Genomic DNA, 23,318 nt, shown 5'->3' with positions numbered 1-23,318 from the left:
CCTACGCTATCCCCATACCTGTAGGAGCGGGCCCTGCCCGCGAATCGCGCGCAGGGCGCGCTCCTATAGGGGAGTGGCGTGGGTGGCGCAGCGTAGCGGATCTCATCCGCGAATCGCGCCGAGACATCCGGCTATCGCGGACAAGGTCCGCTCCTACACCATCCGGCAAGTCCCGTAGGATGGGTTGAGCGAAGCGATACCCATCACCACCGCGACCGCATGGGTTTCGCAAGCTCAACCCATCCTACGAAAGCCCCTCGGCGCGGTTTCGTGGGGCGTATAGTTCGACCGCATCGCCCCGGCACGCTCAATGCCCGCCCTTGCCCTGCTCCAGGGTTTCCAGCAGGGCGATCTGCATCCGCGAATGCAGGCGGATGAACCAGCGCCAGCCCACCGCCAGCGCCAGCGCGGCCACCAGGCCCACCACCACCAGCAGCTCCCCCGGCGGCAGGATGCTCGAACTGAGCGCCGCCAGCAGCAGCATCATGCCGCCCAGGGACAGCAACGGGATCATCTCGGCGATCACCCGGCGCACCCGTGCGGTGTGGCGCCCGGCGCTCTCGGCCTTCACGCCCATTTCCGCCAGCAGCATGGCCAGCGCCTTGAGCTTGCGGTAGGCGGCGATCAGGAAAGGCAGCGACAGCAGCAGCGCGGCGCCCCAGATCAGCGCCTTGTGCAGCGCCTCGTGCTCGACCCAGTTGGCCAGCCACTCGGCGATCCGCCCGGCGAAGAACGCCAGGCCGAAGAAGATGGCGATCACCAGCACCAGGTTCACCCCCACCTGCAGCAGGATGCGCCGGATCATCCCGGCCAGCACCGCCTTGTCGCCGCGCGGGCGGATGCTGCGCAGCCACTCGCCGTACAGGCCGAACACCCGCACCATGGGCGAAGGCAGGGTGCGCCCCAGGTACAGCGCCAGGGGGTCGGCGGAGCGGATCAGGTAGGGCGTCAGCAGGGTGGTGATGGCCGACACGCCGACCACCACCGGGTAGAGGAAGTCGCTGGTCACCCCCAGGCTCATGCCCAGGGCGGCGATGATGAAGGAGAACTCGCCGATCTGCGACAGGCCCATGCCCACGCGCATCGAGGTGCGCCCGTCGTTGCCGGCGATGTAGGCGCCGGTGCCGCAGGACACCAGCTTGCCCAGCACCACCACCAGGGTGATGACCAGGATCGGCGCGGCGTAGTCCACCAGCACCCGCGGGTCGATGGTCAGGCCGATGGCGACGAAGAAGATGGCGCTGAACATGTCGCGCACCGGCTCCATCAGCCGTTCGATCTGCACCAGCTGGCGCGACTCGGCCATGATCGCGCCGATCAGGAAGGCGCCCAGCACCACGCTGTATTCCAGCTTGATCACCAGCAGGCAGAAGCCGAAGCACAGGCCGAGCACCGTCACCAGCAGCATCTCGTTGCTCTCGAACTTCGCCACGTAGGCCAGCAGGCGCGGCACCAGCAGGATGCCGACGACCAGCGCGACGACCATGAACAGGCTCAGCTTGCCCACCGTGGAAACCACCTGGTCGGCCTCCACCGCACCGCTCACGGCGATGCCCGAGAACAGCGCGATGATGCCGATGCCGAGGATGTCCTCGATGATCAGCACGCCGAAGATCAGCTGGGCGAAGCGCTCGTTCTTCAGCTTCAGGTCGCCCAGCACCTTGATGATGATGGTGGTCGAGGACATCGCCAGGATGGCGCCGAGGAACAGCGAGTCCATGGTGTTCCAGTCGAACAGCCGGCCGATCTCGAAGCCGGCCCAGATCATCAGGGTGATCTCCAGGAAGGCGGCGATGAACGCCGTGGCGCCGACCTGGAACAGCTTGCGCAGGGAAAACTCCAGGCCCAGGCAGAACATCAGAAAGATCACCCCCAGCTCGGCGAGGGTCTTGATGGTCTGCTCGTCGTGCACCAGGCCGAAGGGCGGCGTGTGCGGGCCGATGATCACCCCGGCGATGATGTAGCCGAGCACCACCGGCTGCTTGAAGCGGTGGCAGAGGATGGTGACGAAACCGGCGATCAGCATGATCACCGCCAGGTCCTGGATGAAGTCGATAGCGTGCATGGCGGCGGTCCTCGCGCGATGTGGCAGTGGGGGGATCGCGCGGCCAGCGGCCCCGCTAGGGCGCCAGCCTATCAAACGGCCAGCGTCTTCGAGGCCGCTGAAAAACCCGGTTACAGACCTTCGCAGCCCTTCTGGCCCGAGACCTGGCGCGGCGCAGGGGCAATAGCCGGAAACAAAATCCGGCTGGTTCCTGGCGGCCATGCTCGGCAACATGACGCGCGTCGTATTCCAACCAAGAGAATGACCCCAATGAAGCGCTTTCTCAGCCTTGCCATGGCCTTCTGTGTCGCCGTGACGCTCAGCCTCGACGTCAATGCCGCCAAACGTTTCGGCGGCGGCAAGAGCATGGGCTCGGCGCCGAGCCACCAGACCCGCCAGGTGCAACCGAACACCGCCCCGAACACCCCCAACGCCGCCGCTCCCGCAGCCGGTGCGGCCGCAGGCGCCGCCGCGGCTGGCGGCGCATCGCGCTGGCTCGGCCCGCTGGCCGGCATCGCCGCCGGCGGCCTGCTGGCCTCCATGTTCATGGGCGACGGCTTCCAGGGCATGCAGTTCCTCGACATCCTGATCATCGCCCTGATCGCCTTCATCGCCTTCCGCTTCATCGCCTCGCGCCGCCGCCAGCAGGCCCAGGGCCAGCCGGCGATGGCCGGCCATGCGCCGCAGCAGCGCGAGATGCCGGCCGCCCAGCCGTCGCCGTTCGGCGCCAGCGCCCGCCCGGCCGCGGCCGCTCCGGCGATCAACGCGCCGAGCTGGTTCGACGAGCAGCGCTTCGTCAGCGCCGCCCGCGAGCACTTCCTGTCCCTGCAACAGCACTGGGACGCCAACGAGATGGACAAGATCGCCGAGTTCGTCACCCCGCAGATGCTGCAGTGGCTGAAGCAGGAACGCGCCGAACTGGGCGACGGCTACCAGTCCACCTACATCGACAATCTGCAGGTGCAACTGGAAGGCGTCGACGACCAGGCCGACAAGACCATCGCCACCCTGACCTTCAGCGGCCTCTCCAAGACCTCGCGCTTCGACCAGGGCGAAACCTTCAGCGAAAGCTGGCGCATGGAGCGCGCCCAGGGCCAGGACCAGCCCTGGCTGCTGGCAGGCATCCGCCAGAACGGCTGATGGCTTCTGCCGTAGGGCTGTTCGCTTAAGCAAGAAAGAACGCCGTTTCCCTCTACCGGGAAACGGCGTTTTCGTATCCGGGAGTGCCACCGGGGCGTCCGGCTTAATCGGTGAGTCCAATCGCGGACAAGGTCCGCTCCTACGGGGGGAGGAATACCGTGTCTCCCGGCAACCTGTAAGCGGGCCCTGCCCGCGATTTTGCGCGCAGGGCGCGCTCCTACAGGGGAATGGCGCGGGTGGGCAGCGTAGGAGCGGATCTCATCCGCGAATCGCGCCGGAGGTTCCGGCCATCGCGGACAAGGTCCGCTACCCCCTCCGGCAAACACGAGACCCGTAGGATGGTGTTGAGCGAAGCGATACCCATCAGCGCAACCGCATGGGTTTCGCAAGCTCAACCCATCCTACGAAAAGCGCCCCGGCGCAAGACGGTTGCTCCTACGCCCGCGCTTCCTGGAACCGTAGGAGCGGACTCTGTCCGCGATTCGGACTTCCAGAGAAACCTCCGCACTCAGAAGGTCATGCGACATGAATGTCGCGAGAGCCCCGATGGACTGCATGGACGTACCCTCGACAGGAGACACCTGGTCCGGGCCTCCGTGGCGGGGGAATTCGCGAGGGTAGCCCGGAACCACCCCAATGGCGCCTGACTGACACCCCGCTCAGGACAGCCCCACTCCAATCCCTTCCACTCGTCCGCCAGACACCCCCAACGTGAACTTGCGCCCAGGCCCGGCTACTACTGTATAAAGCGCCCCAGTCAATCGAGAGGCCCCTGCCGTGGAAGACGTCATCGACCAATTGCGTGAACTCAACGAGCCCGTCCCTGTCCCCCTGGAGCTGCCGGACGAGGAACTGCTGGTGGAGATCGAGGAAGAGCTGCTGATCGGCCTTCCGTCGGAATTCCGCGAGTTCCTCCTGAAGGTCAGCGACGTGGTCTACGGTCGCCTGGAGCCGGTCACGGTGACCGACCCGCACTCCCATACCTACCTGCCGGAGGTGGCCGCGGTGGCCTGGGCGATGGGCCTGCCGCGCGAGCTGATACCGCTCTGCGCCGATGGCGACGACTACTATGCGGTGGCCCAGGACGGCGAGGTGGTGCTCTGGGCGGACGGCGAACTGACCGAGGAAACCTGGGACTCGGTGTGGACCTGGGCACGCGACGTATGGTTGGACACCTGAGCCCGGAGCACTGAATTTCCAAGCGGAGCGGTTGTCACAGTGGCTACCGAGCGTGTACCCAAACCTTCTGCCAAGGCCGGTCCACGATGTCCCTTGGAGACTCTATGAAGCTGAAATTCCTACTCCTCAGCGCGCTGCTGTTCGGCCTGGCCGGCTGTGCCGACAAGGCCGTGGTGATGCTGAACGACGGCAGCGAGGTCCTGGTAAAGGACCATGCCGATTTCGACAAGTACCACGACTACTACGAGTTCGAGCAGCTCGACGGGCAGACGATCCTCATCCGCAAGGAAAACGTCCGCTACATCAAGACCGAGTGACGCGCCCTCAGCGCGTCACGCTCGCCCCCGACTCCAGCGCCAGCAGATTCAGCAGGTATTGGCCGAAGTAGGCCAGGTCCTGCTCGATGGCCGCCCGCGCGCCGCGGGCATCGCCCCGCCGGATCGCGTCCAGGGCTTGGCCGTGGAAGTCGTTCAGGCGCAGCGACAGGTCGGCGCCGGTGAACAGCCGGTTGAAGAAGGGCCCGACCTGCAGCCACAGCGCCTCGATCATGCGCAATAGCGTAGGGTTGCCGCAGGCGCGGTAGAGCGTCAGGTGGAAACGGCTGTTGTGCTCCAGGTAGGCCTGCACGTCGCGCCGCCGCACGGCCTCCTCCATGGCTTCGGTACAGGCCTGCAGGACCTCGATGTCCGCCCCTTGCAGGCGCGGCACCCCATCCTCCACCGCGAGCCCCTCCAGTGACTGGCGAATCTGCAGGATCTGCAGGAAGCGCTCGCGGGTCATCAGCGGCACCCGCAGCGAGCGCTGCGGCTCGCCCTCCAGGGCGCCTTCGGCGACCAGCCGCTGCAACGCGGCACGCACCGGCATCGGGCTGGTGCCCCATTCGTCGGCCAGATCGCGAATCTTCAACCGCTCGCCGGGCTGGAAGCGCCCGCTGAGCAGGGCCTGGCGCAGGTTCTGGTACAGCTGCTGCTGGAGGTTCTCGGCCATGGCGTCACTCCGCGCGGGCCGGCGGCGCCGGCAGTTGGGCGAAGGTCAGGCTGCAGTTGTGCGTCATTTTCTTTTCCCTCGTTCCGATCAGGCGCGCCAACTGGCCTTGCCAGTGCGCTCCCATGAGCCATTCTGTTTTGTGATCACAAATTCTGTTGAGAAGAAAGATTAACAGGCGTCCCGCAGCATGTATTGACTTTTTTGTGATCACAAATGGAAGATGTGCGAAAAAACGAACGAGGTGTGCAAGATGACCGCCAGCGGAATCGCCCAACAGGCCGTGGACGTATTCACTGCCCGCGAACGCCAACGCTTCCTGGAGCAGAACCCGAAATCCGTGGCCCTGGCCGAGCGCGCGCGCAACTCGCTGTACGCCGGCGTGCCCATGCACTGGATGGCCGACTGGTCCACCCCCTGCCCGCTGTTCGTCGAGCGCGCCAAGGGCGCCCGCTTCTACGACGTCGACGGCCACGAGTACATCGACTTCTGCCTGGGCGACACCGGCACCATGTTCGGCCACTCGCCGGACCCGGTGGCCCGCGCCATCGCCGAGCAGGCCAACAACGGCCTGACCACCATGCTCCCGGGCGAAGACGCCGTGGTCTGCGGCGAACTGCTGGCCGCGCGCTTCGGCCTGCCGTTCTGGCAGGTCACCGCCACCGCCACCGACTCCAACCGCTACGTGCTGCGCTGGGCCCGCGCCATCACCGGGCGCAACACCCTGCTGGTGTTCGACGGCTGCTACCACGGCACCGTCGACGACGTCATGGTGCGCTACCGCGACGGCGAGACCGTGCCGCGCTCCGGCCTGGTCGGCCAGGCCTACGACCTGACCCAGTACAGCCGCTCCATCCCCTTCAACGACGTCGCAGCGCTGGAAGCCGCGCTGGCCAGGGGCGACGTCTGCGCCCTGCTGTGCGAGCCGGCGATGACCAACATCGGCATGGTCCTGCCCGATCCGGGCTTCCTGCAGAAGTGCCGCGAGCTGACGCGCAAGTACGGCGCGCTGCTGATCATCGACGAAACCCACACCATCTCCACCGGCATCGGCGGCTGCACGAAACTGTGGAACCTCGACCCGGACTTCTTCGTGGTCGGCAAGCCGATCGCCGGCGGCGTGCCCTGCGGCATCTTCGGTTGCAGCGCGGACATGGCCGAGAAGATGCTCGCCTCGCGGCAGAAGGCCCAGGAAGACAGCCATGGCCACGGCCACAGCGGCATGGGCACCACCCTCTCGGCCAACGCCCTGGCCATGCACTGCATGCGCGCCAACCTGGAACAGGTGATGACCCAGGCCGCCTACGACCACATGCTGCCGCTGGCCAGGCGCCTGGCTGACGGCTTCCGCCGGCTGATCGCCAAGCACGGCCTGAAGTGGTCGGTGACCGAGCTGGGCGCGCGCAGCGAGTTCCAGTTCTGCCCGGTCTCGCCGCGCACCGGCGCCGAGGCCGAAGCGGCCTTCCACGACGAACTGCAGATGGCCCTGCACCTGTACCTGATCAACCGCGGCATCCTGATCACGCCGTTCCACAACATGACCCTGTGCTGCCCGGACACCAGCGAAGCCGACGTCGACCGCCTGATCGACACCCTCGACGCGGGCATCACCGAGCTGCTGGCGATTCCTGGCGCGCGCGAGGCTTGATGCACCGTCGTAGCGGACTCCGTCCACGATGCCTGCCGCCTGCCGGCGGATCGCGGATGAATCCGCTCCTACAAGGAACAGGAGCAGCGCCGTCGTAGGATGGGTTGAGCGAAGCGATACCCATCACCACGGCAACATGGGTTTCGCAGGCTCAACCCATCCTACGGTGCAGCCTGCAAGACAGTTGCTCCTACGAAGAGAACATCCGGCGCGCCGCGCCAACCGAGGACCACCATGCAATTCGCCGATCGAAAGGAAGCCGAAGCCTTCCTCGCCGCGCACCCCGAGGTACGCAGCATCGAGCTGTTCATCATCGACGCCAACGGCATCCCGCGCGGCAAGCTGCTGCACCGCGACGAGCTGCTGGCCATCTACGACAACGGCCGGCCGCTGCCCAGCTCGATCCTCGCGCTCACCGTGCAGGGCGAGGACGTCGAAGGCACCGGGCTGGTCTGGGAAGTGGCCGACGCCGACTGCTGGACCTACCCGTTGCCCGGCAGCCTGACCCTGCAGCCCTGGCGCAGCTCGCCCACCGGTCAGCTGCAGGTCAGCATGCACCCGACCCAGGGCCTGCCGGCCACCCCGGCGGACCCGCGCCAGGCCCTGGTGCGCGTGGTCGAGCGGCTCAAGGCCGAGGGCCTGCACCCGGTGATGGCGGTGGAACTGGAGTTCTACCTGCTGGACAAGCAGCGCGACGCCCAGGGCCGCCCGCAGCCGGCGCTGCAGATGAACGGCGTGCGCCCGCAGGCGCCGCAGGTCTACGGCGTGTACGAGCTGGAACAGATGCAGCCCTTCCTCGACGACCTCTACGCCGCCTGCGAGGCCCAGGGCCTGCCGGTGCGCACGGCCATCTCCGAATACGCCCCTGGCCAACTGGAACTGACCCTGGAGCACCGCTTCGACGTGCTCCAGGCCATCGACGAAGGCGTGCGCTACAAGCGCCTGGTCAAGGGCGTGGCCAACAAGCACGGGCTGCAGGCCTGCTTCATGGCCAAGCCGTTCGGCGACCGTGCCGGCAGCGGCATGCACCTGCACGTCAGCCTGGCCGACGAACAGGGCAACAATCTCTACGCCAGCGAGCTTTCCGACCTTGAAGGCCCGCATGGCACGCCACTGCTGCGCCACTCCATCGGCGGCATGATGGCCACGCTGCTCGACTCCCTGGCCATCTTCTGCCCCAACGCCAACTCCTTCCGCCGCTTCCAGGCCAACAGCTACGCGCCGCTGGCCAAGAGCTGGGGGGTGAACAACCGCACCGTGTCCTTCCGCGTGCCCGGCGGCCCGGCGCAGAGCCGGCACATCGAGCACCGCATCTGCGGCGCCGACGCCAACCCCTACCTGGCCGCCGCGGCGATTCTCGCCGGCATCCACAAGGGCATCCGCGAACAGCTCGACCCCGGCGCGGCCATCGAGGGCAACGGCTACGAGCAGGCCCGCGAGTTCCTGCCCACCGACTGGCTCACCGCGCTGCGCGCCCTGGAGGCCTCCAGCTGGGCCCGCGAGGCGCTGGGCGAGGAGTTCCTCAAGGTGTTCCTGGCCATCAAGTGGGAGGAATACCGGCAATTCATGGGCGAGGTCGGCGAGCAGGACTGGCGCTGGTACCTGCACCACGCCTGAGCCAGCGCGACCATCAGTCGCCTACGAAAGCTCCAGCGGGATTTACGAAAAAATTACCCTGGCAAAGCGAAGATTCTGGTCTTTTCTTGGTCAGTAGAGACAGAGGGCCGCCCGTGCGGCCCTCTTCCTTGCGGCGTGCCGCCACTGCCTGACGGCGCGCCGTTTCCCTATCAGGCAGGGAGATCACTCAGTCAATGAGCACACCCGTTGTTCTGATCACCGGGGCCGCCGGCGGCCTCGGCAAGGCCATCGCCAAGCGCTTCGCCCAGAGCCACTGGCGCATCGCCGCCACCGACGTCGACAAGAGCGGGCTGCATGCGCTCAACGCCCAGGTGCCGCTGGACGCCAGCGCCGTGGCCGACCTGCGCCGGGCGGACAACTGCCAGAGCCTGGTGGCGGACATCCTCGCCCGCACCGGCCGCCTGGACGCGCTGGTCAACGCCGCCGGGGTCTGGCGCGAGGGCCCGGTGGAGAACTTCAACGAGGACGACTTCGACCTGGTCCTGGGGGTCAACCTCAAGGCCGCGTTCTACATGTGCCAGGCCGCCACGCCCTACCTCAAGGACAACCGCGGCTGCATCGTGAACATCTCCAGCGATTCCGGGCGCCAGGCCTACCGCGGCTCGGCGGCCTACTGCGCGAGCAAGGCGGCGCTGACCATGCTCACCCGCACCCTGGCCCTGGAACTGGCCGCGGACGGCGTGCGCGTCAACGCCATCTCCCCGGCCGACATCGCCACGCCGATGCTCGACTACCAGGCCGAGCGCTACGGCCAGGGCAACCCCGCCGCCTACAAGCTCGGCCTGCTGCGGGATTATCCACAGGGCAAGGAAGCGCGCTTCATCCGCCCGGAAGAGGTCGCCGACCTGGTCTGGTACCTCTGCGGCCCGCAATCCGAAGCCATCACCGGCGCCGACCTGGCCATCGACTTCGGCCTCTCCGCCGGCCGCTGAGCCGCGCCGCGCGCCAATCGCCCGGCGATTGGCGCGCGCCCCTGTTCGCCGGGGCCAATGGGGGGTATAGAAAAGAGTGTGTCGCGGGGCTGGGCGCAGTGCGTCCAGTCTTGGCATCCCCCACCCGCCTTGCGAGAGCGATATGGAACCCGGCAACCACCAACTCAGCATGACCGTCCTGATGACCCCGGACATGGCCAACTTCTCCGGCAACGTCCACGGCGGCACCCTGCTCAAGTACCTCGACGAGGTCGCCTACGCCTGCGCCAGCCGCTACGCCGGCCACTACGTGGTGACCCTCTCGGTCGACCAGGTGATCTTCCGCGAGCCGATCCACGTCGGCGAACTGGTGACCTTCCTCGCCTCGGTCAACTACACCGGCCGCACCTCCATGGAGATCGGCGTGAAGGTGGTCACCGAGAACATCCGCGAGAAATCCGTGCGCCACACCAACAGTTGCTTCTTCACCATGGTGGCGCTGGACGACGCGCGCAAACCCACCGCCGTGCCGCCGCTGCAGCCGGTCACCCGGGAGGAGCGCCGGCGCTTCGCCCAGGCCCAGCAGCGCCGCCAGCTGCGCCAGGAACTTGAGCAGCGTTACCAGGCAATTCGTGAAGAATGGGACAAGGATGCCGACATTTCTTGACAAGATTTCTCAAGTGCCGCTGAAAAAGTCCGGCGCGTCAACAAGTTAACCTTGAGCGTCGGCAAGGCCGAAAGCCTCGCCAGCGCCTAGACTTGCCCAATCCGCGGGTTTGCCCCCGTGATCCACCTGCGAACCACCGCCCTCCCGGGGCGGCAGTTCCCTGCGTGCCCGGAGCCCAGACCATGCACCACACACCGCTACTGACCACCCTCGCCGTCGGCTTCGTGCTGGCCTTCATCCTCGGTGCCCTGGCCAACCGCCTGCGCATCTCGCCGCTGGTCGGCTACCTGCTGGCCGGCGTGCTGGCCGGGCCCTTCACCCCCGGCTACGTCGCCGACCAGGCGCTGTCGACGGAAATCGCCGAACTGGGGGTGATCCTGCTGATGTTCGGCGTCGGCCTGCACTTCTCGTTGAAAGACCTGCTCTCGGTGAAGGCCATCGCCATCCCCGGCGCGGTGGTGCAGATCGGCGTGGCCACCCTGCTCGGCATGGGCCTGGCCTGGATGATGGGCTGGCCGCTGGGCGGCGGCCTGGTGTTCGGCCTGGCGCTGTCGGTGGCCAGCACCGTGGTGCTGCTGCGCGCCCTGGAACAGCGCCAGCTGATCGACACCAAGCGCGGGCGCATCGCCATCGGCTGGCTGATCGTCGAAGACCTGGCCATGGTCCTCACCCTGGTGCTGCTGCCGGCGCTGGCCGGCACCCTCGGCGGCAAGGCCGAGGACGGCGCCAGCGGCGGCATCCTGCTGCCGATCCTGCTGACCCTGGGCAAGGTGGTGGCCTTCGTCGCGGTGATGATCCTCGGCGGCCGCCGCGTGGTGCCCTGGGCCCTGGAGAAGGTCGCCGCGACCGGTTCGCGCGAGCTGTTCACCCTCGCCGTGCTGGCCATCGCCCTGGGCATCGCCACCGGCTCGGCGGTGGTGTTCGGCGTGTCCTTCGCCCTCGGCGCCTTCTTCGCCGGGATGATCCTCAACGAATCCGAGCTCAGCCACGAGGCGGCGGAAAACTCGCTGCCCCTGCGCGACGCCTTCGCCGTGCTGTTCTTCGTCTCGGTGGGCATGCTGTTCAACCCGGCGATCCTGATCCAGGAGCCGCTGCCGGTGCTGGCCACCTTCCTGGTCATCGTCTTCGGCAAGTCGGTGGCCGCCTACGTCATCGTGCGCCTGTTCGGCCACCCCAACAGCACCGCGCTGACCATCGCCGCCAGCCTGGCGCAGATCGGCGAGTTCTCCTTCATCCTGGTCGGCCTGGGCGTGACCCTCGAACTGCTGCCCGAGCAGGGCCGCGACCTGGTGCTGGCCGGCGCCATCCTGTCGATCCTGGTCAACCCGCTGCTGTTCATCGCCATCGAGCGCCTGCAGGCGCGCAAGGAAAGCGCCCAGCCCAGCGAGGCCCAGGCGCAGGACGAGGACCTGCCGCCGCCGGTGCGCGAGCACGAGCACGCCATCCTCATCGGCCACGGCCGCGTCGGCGAACTGGTCAGCGCGCGCCTGCAGAAGGACGGCACGCCGCTGGTGGTGATCGAGGACAAGCGCGAGAAGGCCGCCGAACTGCGCGAGCGCGGCCTCAGCGTAGTGGTCGGCAACGCCGCCAACCCGGAAGTGCTGGCCCTGGCCAACATCACCACCGCGCGCTGGCTGCTGATCGCCATCCCCAACGGCTTCGAGGCCGGGCAGATCGCCAGCCGCGCCCGCGCGGCCAACCCCGAGCTGGACATCATCGCCCGCGCGCACTTCGACGCCGAGGTGGAATACCTGGAACAGAACGGCGCCAGCCTGGTGATCATGGGCGAACGCGAGATCGCCCAGGGCATGTACCAGCGCGTCGAGCAGCACGGCACCCCGGCGCCGCAGCCGGATGGGTTGCCGCAGTCGGCTTGAGGCCATGAGGCCCTCGGTCGCTCTGGAGCGGAATCGCGAGGTCGTGCGCGACCTCGCGCTACGTTACGGCGCGCTCAATCCACGCATATTCGGTTCGGTCCTGTATGGCACCGACCAGGATGGCAGCGACCTCGACCTGCTGGTGGACGTGGTACCCGGTACCCACCTGTTCGATCTCGGCGGCCTGCAGGACGAATTGCAGGAACTACTGGGCATGAAGGTAGATTTGCTGACGCCCGGCGACATCCCAGCGAAATTCCGCGCCCGGCTATTGAGCGAAGCCAGGCCGATATGACCGGCAGGCGCCTGACGGACAACACGCCAGGCAACCTGCATTCAACTCAGATCGCCTTCGCCTCGAAACGCACCCGCGGGTGCGCGATGCGGTCCTGGGCGCGCACCAGTTCCAGCTCGTAGCTGCCGCAGTGCTGGGTCTCCAGCAGCACTTCGTGCACCGCCGCGGCGGTGAATTCGAAGGCCGTGCAGGGCGCATCGCCCAGCAGCAGGCGGGCCAGGAACAGGCCGGAGGTCAGGTCGCCGACGCCCACCGGCTGGCGCGGGAAGGCCAGCAGCGGGCGGCGCAGGTGCCAGGTGCCCTCGGCGCTGACCAGCAGCATCTCGAAAGCGTCCGACGGCTTGCCCGGGTAGTTCAGGTGCTTCACCAGCACCGCCTTGGGGCCGCGCGCCAGCAGGCTGCGCGCCATCTCCACGCAATCCTCCAGGGACTGCGGGCTGCGCTGGCAGAAGCTGTCCAGCTCCAGCTGGTTGGGGCACAGGTAGTCGGCCACCGCGGCGGCTTCCTGGAGCAGGAACTCGCCGACTTCCGGCGCCACTATGCAGCCCTTGTCCGGGTGGCCCATCACCGGGTCGCACAGGTAGATCGCCCGCGGGTTGGCCTCGCGAATGCGCGCCAGCGCCTCGAGGATCGCGCGGCCCTGGGCGGCGCTGCCCAGGTAGCCGGAAAGCACGGCGTCGCAGTTGCCCAGTTCGCCGATGGCGGCGATGCCCTCCACCAGCGCCGGAATCTGCTCCGGCGGCAGCACCTGGCCGGTCCAGTGGCCATACTGGGTATGGTTGGAGAACTGCACGGTGTTCAGCGGCCAGACGTTCACCCCGACGCGGCGCATCGGGAACACGGCGGCGCTGTTGCCGGCATGGCCGAAGACGACGTGGGACTGGATGGCGAGGACGTGGGGAGTGCGCGACGACATGACGAATTCCTGCAACTGGATGTGTCAGTATGGGGCGCAAATCACCACCTGGGAACCGGCGGCTCTCGCCGCGTTCCTACAGACTCGGTAAGCTGGAGCGCCTCTTCCCGAGCGGAGCCTTGAAGTGACCTTGGGCAACCTTTTCGTATTCCTCCTGCTGGCCACGGCCGCCGCCTGGTGGTGGCGCGCCCACGGCATCCGCGAGCGCGCCCTGCAGCTGGCGCGCCAGCACTGCGCGCGGCAGGGGGTGGAGCTGCTCGACGAGAACGTCGCCCTGCGCCGCCTGCGCCTGCGCCGCGGCGCCAACGGCATGCTCTGCCTGGCCCGGGAATACGGCTTCGAGTTCACCGCCAGCGGCCAGGACCGCTACAACGGCAGCATCACCATGCTCGGCCAGCGCCCCGGCCCGATCGAGCTGGAGCCCTTCCGCTTCCACCCCGAGCCCCACGAGGTGCACGCGGTGGTGGAAATCGCCCAGGCCCTGCCGGCGCCCACGGCCGAGCCACAGGCGCCACGGCACAAGGCCGAGGTGGTGCGGCTGGACGAGTGGCGGCGCAACCACGCCGACAAGAAGGTCGGCGACTAGCTACTCGTGCCCGAGCAGGAAGCGCGCCACCCGCTCGGCGCTGTCCTGGGGGTATTCCTGCATGAAGCAATGCCCGCCGGCGACGTTCTGCCCGCCGACGTGGGTGTTCTGCGCGCACCAGCGGGCCACCGACCTGGGCACGAAGGGGTAGGTCCGCTCGCCGAACAGCACCAGGGTCGGCGTGCTCACTTTCGCCAGCGACGGCCACAGGCGCTTGGGGAAGGAGCTGAAGATTTCCGCCTCGCGGCTCGGCCGGCATTTCAGCTCGACGCCGTCGTCCACCGCCTTGATGGCGTTCTCCACATAGGCCCATAGCGCCTCGTCGGTCCAGCCCTTGAAGATGCCGCGGCCGTGCAGGCCGGAATAGGCGGCGGCGCGGTCCGGCCACTGGCTGCGCCGCGCCCTGGCCTTCTGCACCATGGCCCTGCGCTCGTGCAGGCCGAGCACTTCGGACAGCGCCATCACGCCGATCATCGCCGGGGTGAACAGCACCGGGTCGAGCAGCGCCGCGCGTTCGAACAGCTGCGGATGGCGCGCCAGGATCAGGCTGCTGAGCACGCCGCCGAAGCTGTGCCCGCAGGCGTAGCGCGGCACTTCGCCGTAGCCCCCGCGGCCGGCCTCGAAGGCCTCTACGGCCATCTCGGCGTTGCGGTTCCAGCCATGGAAGCGCCCGCCGTGGTCGCTGTCGCCGTGGCCCTGGACGTCGCACAGCCAGAGGTCGAAGTCCCGCGCCAGGTGCTTGAGCATCGGCTCGTAGGCCCGCCCGCAGAAACCATTGCCATGCAGGAAGTGCAGCAACGGCTTGCCGCTGGGTTCGCTGCGCCAGCCGCGCAGGGTGAAGCCGGCGGAGCAGGAATGGGACCAGGCGATCAACTGCATCGGACGTTCTCCTCGAGGGTCGCGCAGTGTAGCGACCCGCGGCCGCGCCGGACCAGTGCCCGGACGTGCTATGGTCGCGCTCCGCCCACCCGCACCGAGCGCCATGAGCCCAACCCGTCCCCTGCGCCTGATCCTCGCCAGCCTGCTGGTGCTGGCCGGCCTGCTGCTGTCGGTGTACTGGGCCGGGGAAAAGGCGCGGCACCGCTCGCTGCTCGCCGAGGCCGAGGCCGCCCACGAACAGTTGGGGCTGTACGTCAGCTCCCTGCGCACCCTGCTGGAACGCTACCGCAGTCTGCCGGCGGTGCTGGCCCTGGACCCGGAACTGCGCCAGGCCCTGGCCGGCCCGATCACGGGCGAGCTGCAGCAGGCGCTGAACCTCAAGCTGGAGCGGATCAACGCCGCGGCGCGCTCCTCCACCCTGGAACTGCTCGACCACGACGGCCTGGCGGTGGCTGCCAGCAACTGGCGCCTGCCGACCAGCTACGTCGGCCACAACTACGCCTTCCGCCCCTACTTCCGCCAGACCATCGCCCAGGGCACCGGGCGCTTCTACGCGGTGGGCGTGACCACCGGCATCCCCGGCTACTTCCTGGCCAACGCGGTGCGCGACGAGGCCGGGCGCTTCCTCGGCGCCATCGTGGTCAAGCTGGAGTTCCCCGACCTGGAACAGCAGTGGAGCCAGACCCCCGACCTGGTGCTGGTCAGCGACACCAAGGGCATCGTCTTCCTCGCCAACCACCCCGGCTGGCGCTACCGCGAATTGCAGCCGCTGGACACCTTCGCCCGCCTGGAACTGGCGCAGACCCGCCAGTACGACCGCCAGCCGCTGAGCCCGTTGCAGCACCGCACCCTGCAGCCGCTGGGCGAGGACAGCCGCCTGGTGCGCGTCGGCGCCAAGGACGACGAAACCGACTACCTCTGGCAGTCCCTGAGCCTGCCCGACGACGACTGGACCCTGCACCTGCTGCGCGACGCCCGCGGCGTGCAGAGCGACGTCGCCACCGCGCGCCTGGCCGCCGCCGGGGCCTGGCTGGCGCTGGTGTTCCTGGCCCTGCTGCTGCAACAGCGCTGGCGCATCGCCCGCCTGCGCCAGCGCAGCCGCGAGGAACTGGAGCAGTTGGTGGAACAACGCACCGCCGCCCTGAAAACCGCCCAGGACGGCCTGGTGCAGGCCGCCAAGCTGGCCGCCCTGGGGCAGATGTCGGCGGCCCTGGCCCACGAGATCAACCAGCCGCTGACCGCCCAGCGCATGCACCTGGCCAGCGTGCGCCTGCTGCTGGACGCCGGGCGCAGCGACGAGGCGCGCGCCGCCCTGGCGCGCCTGGACGAGTTGCTGGAGCGCATGGCCGCGCTGACCGGCCACCTGAAGACCTTCGCCCGCAAGACCCCCGGCGGCCTGCGCGAACGCATCGAACTGGGCCACGTGCTGGACCAGGCCCTGCAATTGCTGACGCCGCGCATCCGCGCCGAGCAGGTGGAGGTCAGCCAGGTGCTCAGCGTGCCGGCCTGGGTGCTGGGCGACGCCATCCGCCTGGAACAGGTGCTGGTCAACCTGCTGCGCAACGCCCTGGACGCGGTGGCCGGCGTCGAGCGCCCGCACATCGAGGTGGCGCTGCGTCGCGAGGACCCGTACTGGATTCTGGAAGTCGCCGACAACGGCGCGGGCATCGCCGCCGAGCACCTGGGCAACGTCTTCGATCCCTTCTTCACCACCAAGCCGGTGGGCGAGGGACTCGGCCTGGGACTGGCGGTATCCTACGGCATCGTCCACGAACTCGGCGGCCGCCTGGAGGCCGCCAACCGTCCCGAAGGCGGCGCGCTGTTCCGCCTGGTGCTGCCCGCCGCGAGCGAAGAGACATGACCGAACACGTGATTTTCGTCGATGACGAAGCCGCCATCCGCGAAGCCGTGCAGCAGTGGCTGCAGCTGTCCGGCTTCACGGTGCGCCTGTGCAAGAGCGCCGAGGAGTGCCTGAAGAACCTGGAGCGCGGCTTCGCCGGCGTGGTGATCAGCGACGTGCGCATGCCCGGCACGGACGGCCTGGCCCTGCTCGAACGCCTGCAGCAGCTGGACCGCGACCTGCCGGTGATCATGGTCACCGGCCACGGCGACGTGCCCATGGCGGTGCAGGCCATGCGCGACGGCGCCTACGACTTCATCGAGAAGCCCTTCACCCCCGAGCGCCTGCTGGACAGCCTGCGCCGCGCCCTGGAAAAGCGCCGCCTGGTGCTGGAGAACCGCCAGCTGCGCGAGCAGGCCACGCTCAAGAACCAGGTGGAGTCGCGCCTGCTCGGCGTGTCGAAGCCGATGGAGGCCCTGCGCCGCCAGGTGCTGGCCCTGGCCGGCACCCCGGTGAACGTGCTGATCCGCGGCGAAACCGGCGCCGGCAAGGAACTGGTCGCCCGCTGCCTGCACGACTTCGGCCCGCGCGCCGACAAGCCTTTCGTCGCGCTGAACTGCGCGGCCATCCCCGAGCAGTTGTTCGAAAGCGAGCTGTTCGGCCACGAGAGCGGCGCCTTCACCGGCGCCCAGGGCAAGCGCATCGGCAAGCTGGAGCACGCCAACGGCGGCAGCCTGTTCCTCGACGAGATCGAGAGCATGCCGCTGGCCCAGCAGGTCAAGCTGCTGCGCGTGCTGCAGGAGCAGCAGTTGGAGCGCCTGGGCTCGAACCAGAGCATCCGCGTCGACCTGCGGGTGATCGCCGCGACCAAGCCGGACCTGCTGGAAGAGGCCCGCGCCGGGCGCTTCCGCGAGGACCTGGTGTACCGCCTGAACGTCGCCGAACTGCGCCTGCCGCCGCTGCGCGAAAGGCGCGAGGACATCCCGCTGCTGTTCGAACACTTCGCCCAGTTGGCCAGCGAGAAGCTCGGCCGCGAAGCGCCGCCGCTGTCCACCGCGGAACTGGCGCGACTGCTGGCCCACGACTGGCCGGGCAACGTGCGCGAACTGGCCAACGCCGCCGAACGCCACGTGCTCGGCCTGGACCGCGCCGCGCAACTGGAAGCGCCGGCCGGCAGCGGCCTGTTCGAACGCATGGAAGCCTACGAGGCCGAATGCATCCGCCAGGCCCTGAGCCAGTGCAAGGGCGACATCAAGGCGGTGATGGAACTGCTCGGCCTGCCGCGCCGCACCCTCAACGAGAAGATGCAGCGGCATGGGTTGAGCCGGGGGGATTATCTCGGAGAAGGCTGAGTCGCCTCCTCCAGGCGCTTGGCCAGGTATCCGCGCGAGATGCTCCCTGCCCCCCACCAGAGCAGCAGCAATGCGACGGCGGCTCCGAACAGAGCCAGCAGCGGCCAGCCCAGGCTTGCCCGGACCGGCGCCAGGCTCTGGCTGAACAGCAGCAGGAAGCCTGCGATCACAGCTGAAAACAGATAGAGCAGCCAGGTGAACAGGATGAGCATGGACGCACACAGCACCCGGCCAACCGGGATGTTTGTGACGCGTGGCGGCAGCTTGCTCCTGGCAGCAAGCAGTACGACCAGGCAGCAAAGCACGCAGACACCGAACCCCAGAGGCTGCGCCCACCTACCGACGATATCCGGGATCAGTACGCCGACCAGGAGCTTGACCGGCACATGGAGAATGGCGCCGACCCCCAGTGCCACGCCAAGCGCCAAATGCCAGCTGTCCAGGGATACCGTCCGGGCATCCGCCAAGCGCTCGCAATACGGCCGGGCAAGGCGCAGCGCCAACCAGAGCGGCACCAGGCACATCAGTACCAGCACCCCCATGCTGCCGGCAATCAGGAACGGGAAGTACAGCCAGAAGCGCAGACTGGCCTGTACTACCAACCAGCGCTGGATATCGCTCAGGACGGGCGACGCCAATTCCCCCAGGAGCCACATGCACAAGGTCAACAACGCCACGAAGCCCAGCACTATCCCGGCCAGGGGGCGGAAGCTGGCGATACGCAGACGTTCCCGTTCGCGCTGCATGAACAGCACTATGATTGCCGCGTTGAATAGCAGCCGTCCCAGCCAATCGCTGGCGATGAACGGGGTCGAACGCAGCAGCTGCGCCAGCGTCTGCCCGTTGTGCCAGCTCCAGAGCGAGCTGGCGCCAAGGGAGCACACCCCCAGCGTCAGCAGGGCAACGACGAGCAGATAGGGCTGGTAGACCGCAGGAACCGCCGGAGTTTCGATGGTCTGCAGGCTTGCGCGGGGAGTGGCGAACAGGTTCGGCGTCATGCGTGGCATCCATGTCCAGACAGAAGGGATTCTGCCCTGCGCAACGGCACTTCGCCAATATCGCCTCGAGCGGCCGGCGCTTTTCCACAGGCAAAAAAACGGCCGCTGAGTGCAGCGGCCGGAAAGAAGACGTCGATTGGAGCAATCGGATATCGGCGTCGGGAAGCAAGGCCAGTCGGCGTTGGAGGAACCGGCTGGCGTGAGGGACGGAAGTTCGCAGTCACCGCCCCTCGGTGACACATCAGGCTGATCGTGTCGGGCCTGCCGGGAGAGCCCGGCAGATAAAGACAAGTCTATTGACCTATCTAGTTTCAATAAAGCGCGGAGACGGCGAAAGACTTTTTCATAAAATGAAAAGATCACCGCCCCCGCCGGGATAAAAAAACGCCGCATTTCGTATGCGGCGCAAGGCATTGGGAATACCGGCTCACGCTCCGGGCTTCCCGGGGGAAAGTAACGCCGATCAGGAATCGGCGTTGGACTGGGCAGCGGCCTTGCCGGCGGTACGCTCGGCGTCGGAGGCCTGCTGGGCAGCGGCGATGGCGGCCTCGTTGGCTTTCACCATCTTGTCGGTCATCAGTCGGGATTCTTCGGCGAAGCTCAGTTGCACGAAGGACAGCGAGCAAACGGACAGCAGGGCAGCAACAACAAGTTTACGGGACATGATTCTCGAACCTTTGATTAGCCCCGCTCAGTGGGGGCGATGCAAAGGTTACGACTCGGTGACAGGCGGAAAAATAGCTGGCTCACCAACAGACCATTGCCTGAAAAGCAACAATCCGTTTTCAGGCCCAGTGCGCAGGGTCGTTCATCACCTGCTCGTCGGCGTCGAAGGCCTTGGGCAGTTCTTCCTTGAGGAACTCCACCCAGGTGCGGATCTTCGCGTCGAGGAAGCGCCGCGACGGGTAGAGCGCGAAGATCTGCCGCACGTGCAGGCTGCGCTCGGGCAACACGCGCACCAGCTCGCCCTGGCGCAGCGCCGGCGCAGCCACGTAGCTGGGCAGCAGGCAGATGCCCATGCCGGCGCGGGCGGCCCCGGCCAGGGCCTCGGCGACGTTGACCATGAAGGTGTCGCGCGGGCGGATCACGCTCGCCTCGTTGTCTTCCTCGAAGGCCCAGCCTTCCGGGAAGGTCGGGTCCTGCAGGCGCAGGCAGCGGTGCTCGCGCAGGTCCTCGATGGCGCGCGGGGTGCCGCGTTCGGCCAGGTAGCCGGGGCTGGCGCAGAGCACGCTGTAGATGGTGCCGAGGGTCTGGGCGACGTACTCGGAATCGGGCAGTTCGCGGTCGCGGGTGATGACCACGTCCTGGCCTTCTTCGAGGATGTCCGGCTGGCGCTGGGCCAGGGTCAGCTCGATGTAGACCTCCGGGTGCTGCTGGCAGTAGCGCGAGATCAGCGGGATGAGATGCTGCTGGCCGAGCCCGGTCAACGAGTGCACGCGCAGCCGCCCGCGCGGGCGCAGGTGCGCGCCGTTGGCCTCGGCCTCGGCTTCCTCGACGTCGAGGAGGATTTCCCGGCAGCGCTGCAGGTAGCGCTCGCCGGTCTCGGTCAGGGCCAGGCGCCGCGTGGTGCGGTGCAGCAGGCGCGCCTGCAGGAAGGCCTCCAGGTCCGAGACCACGCGGGAGACCTGGGCGGTCGACAGGCCCAGGGCATTGGCGGCGGCGGTGAAGCTGCCGGCATCGACCACGCGGGCGAAGACCCGCATCGCATGTAAAGTGTCCACTGTTGCCCCGTCTGCAAAACTGAATCGCAGTATAGGGTCATTTTCCCGCGACAGTTGCCGGGTATAGTGGCAACCAGGTCGCTGCAGCAGCGATGGGTCCATCAGGCCCATCGTCTGGCACCCGGCACACCAGCCGCTTGCCAACACTCCCCCGCGCATACCCCGCTGCAGCGGCTGCCCTTTTCCTCCAAAGGCGCATGTCTTGATTGATGTGCGCCTTTTTTCGTTTGCAGGCGGCGCCGAGGTGCTTTCGTAGGATGGGTTGAGCTTGCGAAACCCATGCGGTCGCGGTGATGGGTATCGCTTCGCTCAACACCATCCTACGACGGTGCGCCACGGCATCGAGGCGTGCCAGTCAGCGCGGCAGCGGGTAGAGGCGTTCGTCGAACTGCGCCAGGCGCGGGAACTCCAGCGGTTGGTCGTTCTCCAGGTGCTGCAGGCGGTCCTGGTACTGGCGCAGGAAGTCCTGGCGCGCGTCGTTGCCGATGTAGGGCACGTGCCAGGCGACGAAGGGCGGCAGCACCGTCATGCCGGTGTAGGCCAGGGTGCCGCGCAGGATCGGCCGCAGCATGTCTTCCAGCGGGCCGTGGATGGCGCCTTCGCCGAACATGTGCTCGCGCCCGCCGAGGGTCACCGTCACCAGCGCCTTCTTGCCGGCCAGGCCGCCCTGGTCGTAGAAGCGCTTGCCGCCGTAGCAGATGCCCGAGACCAGCACGCGGTCGAACCAGCCCTTGAGGATGGCCGGGGCGGAGAACCAGTAGATCGGGAAGTTGAAGATCACCAGGTCCGCCCTGAGCAGCTTGTCCAGCTCGGCCTGGATGTCGGCGGCGATGGTCTGGTGCTTGGCGCCTTCGCGCTGTTCCAGGGCGTAGACCAGGTAGTCCGGGTTGGCGCGCGCGCCGAAGTCGGCGGCGCTGGCTACCGGGTTCCAGTTCATCGCGTAGAGGTCGGAGACCTGTACTTCGTGGCCCTGGCCCTTGAGGGTTTCTTCGGCCAGCTTGTACAGCGCGGTGCTGAAGGACTGGGGTTCGTTGTGGGCGTGGATGATCAGTACGTTCATGTGGATTCCTGGCTAGAAAAGCGCTACTTGGCGGATTGGCGTACTGGCTCAGCACCCTCTCCCCAGCCCTCGGCTGCGCGCCCCGCCCTGAAGGGAGAGGGGGCGTTCGTGTTCATCCTGCAGCGCCCTCTCCCGCTGGTAGCACCGAAGCGCTTTTGCCCCCTCTCCCGCTTGCGGGAGAGGGCTGGGGAGAGGGTGCTCTTCAGGCGTTCAGAGTTGAATGGCCTTGTGTTCGACGAACTCCGCCAGACCTTCCTCGCCCCACTCGCGGCCGATGGTCTGCTCGCTGGCCGGGTTCTGCACCTCGGCCAGGCCCTGCCCTTGCGGCGCCACCCAGGCGCCGTCGATGTACAGCCGCAGGCGATCATGCATAGCGCTTCTCCTTGAGCAATTCGGCGGCGCACAGGGCGATGCGCCGGCAGGCTTCGCGCAGCGGCTCGGCGCCGAGTACCAGGCCCAGGCGGATGTGCCCGGCGGCGCTGGGGCCGAAGGCCTCGCCGGCGAGCACCGAGACGCCGTGGCGGTCCAGCAGCAGGTCGGCGAAGTCCTGGGCGGAGAGGCCGGTGGGGCGGATGTCGACCATCACGAACATGCCGCCGTCCGGGCGCAGCGCGCGCAGGCCGACGCAATCGGCCAGACAGTCGAGGACCAGGTCGCGGCGCTGGCGGTAGGCCTCGCGCATGGCTTCCAGCTCCGGCAGCTGGGCGTCCAGCGCGGTGCAGGCGGCGTCCTGGACGAAGTCCGGCGAGCCATAGAGCATGCACAGCGCGAGGTTTTCCAGGTGGCCGCAGAGGTCCTGCGGACCGACCACCCAGCCCACCCGCCAGCCGGTCATGGCGTGGGACTTGGACAGGCTGTTGAGGGTCGCGGTGCGCTCGGCCATGCCCGGCAGGCTGGCCGGGCTGATGTGCTCGCCGTCGAAGATCAGTTCGCTGTAGACCTCGTCGGAAATCATCCACAGGTCGTGTTCGATGCACAGCTCGGCCAGCGCCTCCCAGGTAGCGCGCGGCAGGCTGGCACCGGAGGGGTTGTGCGGGCTGTTGATGGCGATGGCGCGGGTGCGCGGGGTGACCAGCCTGGCCACGTCCTCGGCCTGCACGCGGAAGCCGTGCTCAGAGCGCACCGACACCGGTACCACCTTGGCTCCGCAGGCGCCGAACACCGCCTCGTAGGTGACGTACATGGGCTCGGCGACTATCACCTCGTCGCCCGGGTTGAGCACGCACTGCGCCACGGCGTAGAGCGCGCACTGCGCGCCGGCCAGCACCACCACATTGTTCGCATCCACCGCCTGGCCGCTGCGTTGCGTGTGGCGGCTGGCGATGGCCTCGCGCAGGTTGCGCTTGCCGCGCACGTCGGAGTAGTGGGTGTTGCCGGCCAGCAGGCTGTCGATGGCCGACTGCACGATGGGCGCCGGGGTGTCGAAGTCGGGGTCGCCCACCGACAGCAGCAGGATGTCGTCGCCCTGCTCCAGGCGCGCCAGGGCGCGGTAGTGGATGTCCCAGGCGGCGGCGCCGGGGCCTGCGATGCGTTGGGTGAGGTTCGAGAAGCGCATGACGGGGAGTCCTTCAATGCGCCGGGGC

22 protein-coding genes are annotated in these 23,318 nt (G+C 67.9%); 12 read left to right on the top strand and 10 right to left on the bottom strand.

All coding sequences use genetic code 11. From position 1 onward, the window contains the following. Positions 1-307 precede the first annotated feature (307 nt). The gene (locus QSJ95_RS02065; protein WP_043314673.1) at positions 308-2,065 is read right to left on the bottom strand and encodes a cation:proton antiporter; all 1,758 of its coding nucleotides are present in this window, start codon (positions 2,063-2,065) and stop codon (positions 308-310) included. A 249-nt stretch (positions 2,066-2,314) separates the two neighbouring features. Here QSJ95_RS02065 and QSJ95_RS02060 point away from each other — a divergent pair, with 249 nt between their 5' ends. From QSJ95_RS02060 to QSJ95_RS02050, 3 genes are all read left to right on the top strand, one after another. Next, positions 2,315-3,184 (top strand): Tim44 domain-containing protein, encoded by an 870-nt coding sequence (locus tag QSJ95_RS02060; RefSeq protein ID WP_285639574.1) that lies wholly within the window; start codon positions 2,315-2,317, stop codon positions 3,182-3,184. 777 nt (positions 3,185-3,961) lie between these two features. Beyond that, positions 3,962-4,363: an SMI1/KNR4 family protein gene (locus tag QSJ95_RS02055; RefSeq protein ID WP_009614862.1), complete on the top strand. Its 402-nt coding sequence runs from the start codon at positions 3,962-3,964 to the stop codon at positions 4,361-4,363. Between the two features lie 104 nt (positions 4,364-4,467). Beyond that, positions 4,468-4,680, top strand: coding sequence for a YgdI/YgdR family lipoprotein (locus QSJ95_RS02050; protein WP_009614860.1), 213 nt, complete (start codon positions 4,468-4,470; stop codon positions 4,678-4,680). Between the two features lie 7 nt (positions 4,681-4,687). Here QSJ95_RS02050 and QSJ95_RS02045 read toward each other — a convergent pair whose 3' ends face one another. Further along, positions 4,688-5,350 carry a GntR family transcriptional regulator gene (locus tag QSJ95_RS02045; protein WP_058073047.1) on the bottom strand — a complete coding sequence of 221 codons (663 nt, stop codon included), beginning with the start codon at positions 5,348-5,350 and terminating at the stop codon, positions 4,688-4,690. 250 nt (positions 5,351-5,600) lie between these two features. On the opposite strand from QSJ95_RS02045, the gene QSJ95_RS02040 reads away from it, so the two are divergent. The 6 genes from QSJ95_RS02040 (at position 5,601) to QSJ95_RS02015 (ending at position 12,383) form a co-directional block, all read left to right on the top strand. Beyond that, positions 5,601-6,995, top strand: coding sequence for an aspartate aminotransferase family protein (locus QSJ95_RS02040; RefSeq protein WP_285639567.1), 1,395 nt, complete (start codon positions 5,601-5,603; stop codon positions 6,993-6,995). Between the two features lie 234 nt (positions 6,996-7,229). Next, positions 7,230-8,612 carry a glutamine synthetase family protein gene (locus QSJ95_RS02035; protein WP_285639566.1) on the top strand — a complete coding sequence of 461 codons (1,383 nt, stop codon included), beginning with the start codon at positions 7,230-7,232 and terminating at the stop codon, positions 8,610-8,612. A gap of 194 nt (positions 8,613-8,806) precedes the next feature. Next, positions 8,807-9,565 carry an SDR family NAD(P)-dependent oxidoreductase gene (locus QSJ95_RS02030; protein ID WP_043269825.1) on the top strand — a complete coding sequence of 253 codons (759 nt, stop codon included), beginning with the start codon at positions 8,807-8,809 and terminating at the stop codon, positions 9,563-9,565. 142 nt (positions 9,566-9,707) lie between these two features. Continuing rightward, positions 9,708-10,211, top strand: a complete 504-nt coding sequence (locus QSJ95_RS02025) for an acyl-CoA thioesterase (protein WP_043269827.1) — start codon at positions 9,708-9,710, stop codon at positions 10,209-10,211. A gap of 182 nt (positions 10,212-10,393) precedes the next feature. After that, entirely contained in the window at positions 10,394-12,088 is a 1,695-nt protein-coding gene (ybaL, locus tag QSJ95_RS02020; protein WP_043269829.1) for a YbaL family putative K(+) efflux transporter, read from the top strand. Between the two features lie 43 nt (positions 12,089-12,131). After that, positions 12,132-12,383, top strand: a complete 252-nt coding sequence (locus QSJ95_RS02015; protein WP_442963867.1) for a nucleotidyltransferase family protein — start codon at positions 12,132-12,134, stop codon at positions 12,381-12,383. A 46-nt stretch (positions 12,384-12,429) separates the two neighbouring features. Here QSJ95_RS02015 and pdxY read toward each other — a convergent pair whose 3' ends face one another. Continuing rightward, positions 12,430-13,299: a pyridoxal kinase PdxY gene (gene pdxY / locus QSJ95_RS02010; RefSeq protein ID WP_058073048.1), complete on the bottom strand. Its 870-nt coding sequence runs from the start codon at positions 13,297-13,299 to the stop codon at positions 12,430-12,432. 124 nt (positions 13,300-13,423) lie between these two features. Between pdxY and QSJ95_RS02005 the strand changes: the two genes are divergently transcribed. Next, positions 13,424-13,885: a DUF3301 domain-containing protein gene (locus tag QSJ95_RS02005; RefSeq protein ID WP_043269833.1), complete on the top strand. Its 462-nt coding sequence runs from the start codon at positions 13,424-13,426 to the stop codon at positions 13,883-13,885. Here the strand turns inward: QSJ95_RS02005 and QSJ95_RS02000 are convergent, their stop codons facing one another. Continuing rightward, positions 13,886-14,764 (bottom strand): alpha/beta fold hydrolase, encoded by an 879-nt coding sequence (locus QSJ95_RS02000; RefSeq protein WP_285639560.1) that lies wholly within the window; start codon positions 14,762-14,764, stop codon positions 13,886-13,888. It lies immediately after the preceding gene. Between the two features lie 103 nt (positions 14,765-14,867). On the opposite strand from QSJ95_RS02000, the gene QSJ95_RS01995 reads away from it, so the two are divergent. Beyond that, positions 14,868-16,625: a sensor histidine kinase gene (locus QSJ95_RS01995; protein ID WP_285639558.1), complete on the top strand. Its 1,758-nt coding sequence runs from the start codon at positions 14,868-14,870 to the stop codon at positions 16,623-16,625. After that, positions 16,622-17,956: a two-component system response regulator MifR gene (mifR, locus tag QSJ95_RS01990; RefSeq protein WP_285639556.1), complete on the top strand. Its 1,335-nt coding sequence runs from the start codon at positions 16,622-16,624 to the stop codon at positions 17,954-17,956. The genes QSJ95_RS01995 and mifR overlap by 4 nt, the downstream gene beginning before the upstream one ends. Here mifR and QSJ95_RS01985 read toward each other — a convergent pair. The 6 genes from QSJ95_RS01985 to QSJ95_RS01960 all read right to left on the bottom strand — a co-directional run bounded on the left by QSJ95_RS01985 (position 17,938) and on the right by QSJ95_RS01960 (position 23,290). Beyond that, positions 17,938-18,954: a hypothetical protein gene (locus tag QSJ95_RS01985; protein ID WP_285639554.1), complete on the bottom strand. Its 1,017-nt coding sequence runs from the start codon at positions 18,952-18,954 to the stop codon at positions 17,938-17,940. The genes mifR and QSJ95_RS01985 overlap by 19 nt on opposite strands. Positions 18,955-19,417: 463 nt before the next feature. Continuing rightward, the gene (locus QSJ95_RS01980) at positions 19,418-19,618 is read right to left on the bottom strand and encodes a hypothetical protein (RefSeq protein ID WP_009614826.1); all 201 of its coding nucleotides are present in this window, start codon (positions 19,616-19,618) and stop codon (positions 19,418-19,420) included. 121 nt (positions 19,619-19,739) lie between these two features. Beyond that, complete coding sequence (locus QSJ95_RS01975) at positions 19,740-20,675, bottom strand: LysR family transcriptional regulator (RefSeq protein WP_281685966.1); 936 nt, start codon at positions 20,673-20,675, stop codon at positions 19,740-19,742. Positions 20,676-21,030: 355 nt separating this feature from the next. Further along, positions 21,031-21,735, bottom strand: coding sequence for an NAD(P)H-dependent oxidoreductase (locus QSJ95_RS01970; RefSeq protein ID WP_281685967.1), 705 nt, complete (start codon positions 21,733-21,735; stop codon positions 21,031-21,033). 210 nt (positions 21,736-21,945) lie between these two features. Continuing rightward, positions 21,946-22,107 carry a hypothetical protein gene (locus tag QSJ95_RS01965; RefSeq protein ID WP_281685968.1) on the bottom strand — a complete coding sequence of 54 codons (162 nt, stop codon included), beginning with the start codon at positions 22,105-22,107 and terminating at the stop codon, positions 21,946-21,948. Continuing rightward, the gene (locus QSJ95_RS01960) at positions 22,100-23,290 is read right to left on the bottom strand and encodes a pyridoxal phosphate-dependent aminotransferase (protein ID WP_285639545.1); all 1,191 of its coding nucleotides are present in this window, start codon (positions 23,288-23,290) and stop codon (positions 22,100-22,102) included. The genes QSJ95_RS01965 and QSJ95_RS01960 overlap by 8 nt, the downstream gene beginning before the upstream one ends. Between the last annotated feature and the right edge of the window lie 28 nt (positions 23,291-23,318).

It is taken from the genome of Pseudomonas sp. NBRC 100443 (assembly GCF_030268185.1).
In the GTDB taxonomy this organism is placed as follows: Bacteria; Pseudomonadota; Gammaproteobacteria; order Pseudomonadales; family Pseudomonadaceae; genus Pseudomonas; species Pseudomonas citronellolis.
This window is presented reverse-complemented; position numbering and strand designations above follow the sequence as displayed.

Excerpts from the sequence above, each read along its gene's own strand:
- pdxY (WP_058073048.1), bottom strand. The coding sequence starts at position 13,299 with ATGTCGTCGCGCACTCCCCACGTCCTCGCCATCCAGTCCCACGTCGTC.
- QSJ95_RS01985 (WP_285639554.1), bottom strand. The coding sequence starts at position 18,954 with ATGACGCCGAACCTGTTCGCCACTCCCCGCGCAAGCCTGCAGACCATC.
- QSJ95_RS02040 (WP_285639567.1), top strand. The coding sequence starts at position 5,601 with ATGACCGCCAGCGGAATCGCCCAACAGGCCGTGGACGTATTCACTGCC.
- QSJ95_RS01980 (WP_009614826.1), bottom strand. The coding sequence starts at position 19,618 with ATGTCCCGTAAACTTGTTGTTGCTGCCCTGCTGTCCGTTTGCTCGCTG.
- QSJ95_RS01965 (WP_281685968.1), bottom strand. The coding sequence starts at position 22,107 with ATGCATGATCGCCTGCGGCTGTACATCGACGGCGCCTGGGTGGCGCCG.
- QSJ95_RS02050 (WP_009614860.1), top strand. The coding sequence starts at position 4,468 with ATGAAGCTGAAATTCCTACTCCTCAGCGCGCTGCTGTTCGGCCTGGCC.
- QSJ95_RS01970 (WP_281685967.1), bottom strand. The coding sequence starts at position 21,735 with ATGAACGTACTGATCATCCACGCCCACAACGAACCCCAGTCCTTCAGC.
- QSJ95_RS02000 (WP_285639560.1), bottom strand. The coding sequence starts at position 14,764 with ATGCAGTTGATCGCCTGGTCCCATTCCTGCTCCGCCGGCTTCACCCTG.
- QSJ95_RS02025 (WP_043269827.1), top strand. The coding sequence starts at position 9,708 with ATGGAACCCGGCAACCACCAACTCAGCATGACCGTCCTGATGACCCCG.
- QSJ95_RS02060 (WP_285639574.1), top strand. The coding sequence starts at position 2,315 with ATGAAGCGCTTTCTCAGCCTTGCCATGGCCTTCTGTGTCGCCGTGACG.
- mifR (WP_285639556.1), top strand. The coding sequence starts at position 16,622 with ATGACCGAACACGTGATTTTCGTCGATGACGAAGCCGCCATCCGCGAA.
- QSJ95_RS02045 (WP_058073047.1), bottom strand. The coding sequence starts at position 5,350 with ATGGCCGAGAACCTCCAGCAGCAGCTGTACCAGAACCTGCGCCAGGCC.
- ybaL (WP_043269829.1), top strand. The coding sequence starts at position 10,394 with ATGCACCACACACCGCTACTGACCACCCTCGCCGTCGGCTTCGTGCTG.
- QSJ95_RS02030 (WP_043269825.1), top strand. The coding sequence starts at position 8,807 with ATGAGCACACCCGTTGTTCTGATCACCGGGGCCGCCGGCGGCCTCGGC.
- QSJ95_RS01995 (WP_285639558.1), top strand. The coding sequence starts at position 14,868 with ATGAGCCCAACCCGTCCCCTGCGCCTGATCCTCGCCAGCCTGCTGGTG.
- QSJ95_RS01960 (WP_285639545.1), bottom strand. The coding sequence starts at position 23,290 with ATGCGCTTCTCGAACCTCACCCAACGCATCGCAGGCCCCGGCGCCGCC.
- QSJ95_RS02035 (WP_285639566.1), top strand. The coding sequence starts at position 7,230 with ATGCAATTCGCCGATCGAAAGGAAGCCGAAGCCTTCCTCGCCGCGCAC.
- QSJ95_RS02065 (WP_043314673.1), bottom strand. The coding sequence starts at position 2,065 with ATGCACGCTATCGACTTCATCCAGGACCTGGCGGTGATCATGCTGATC.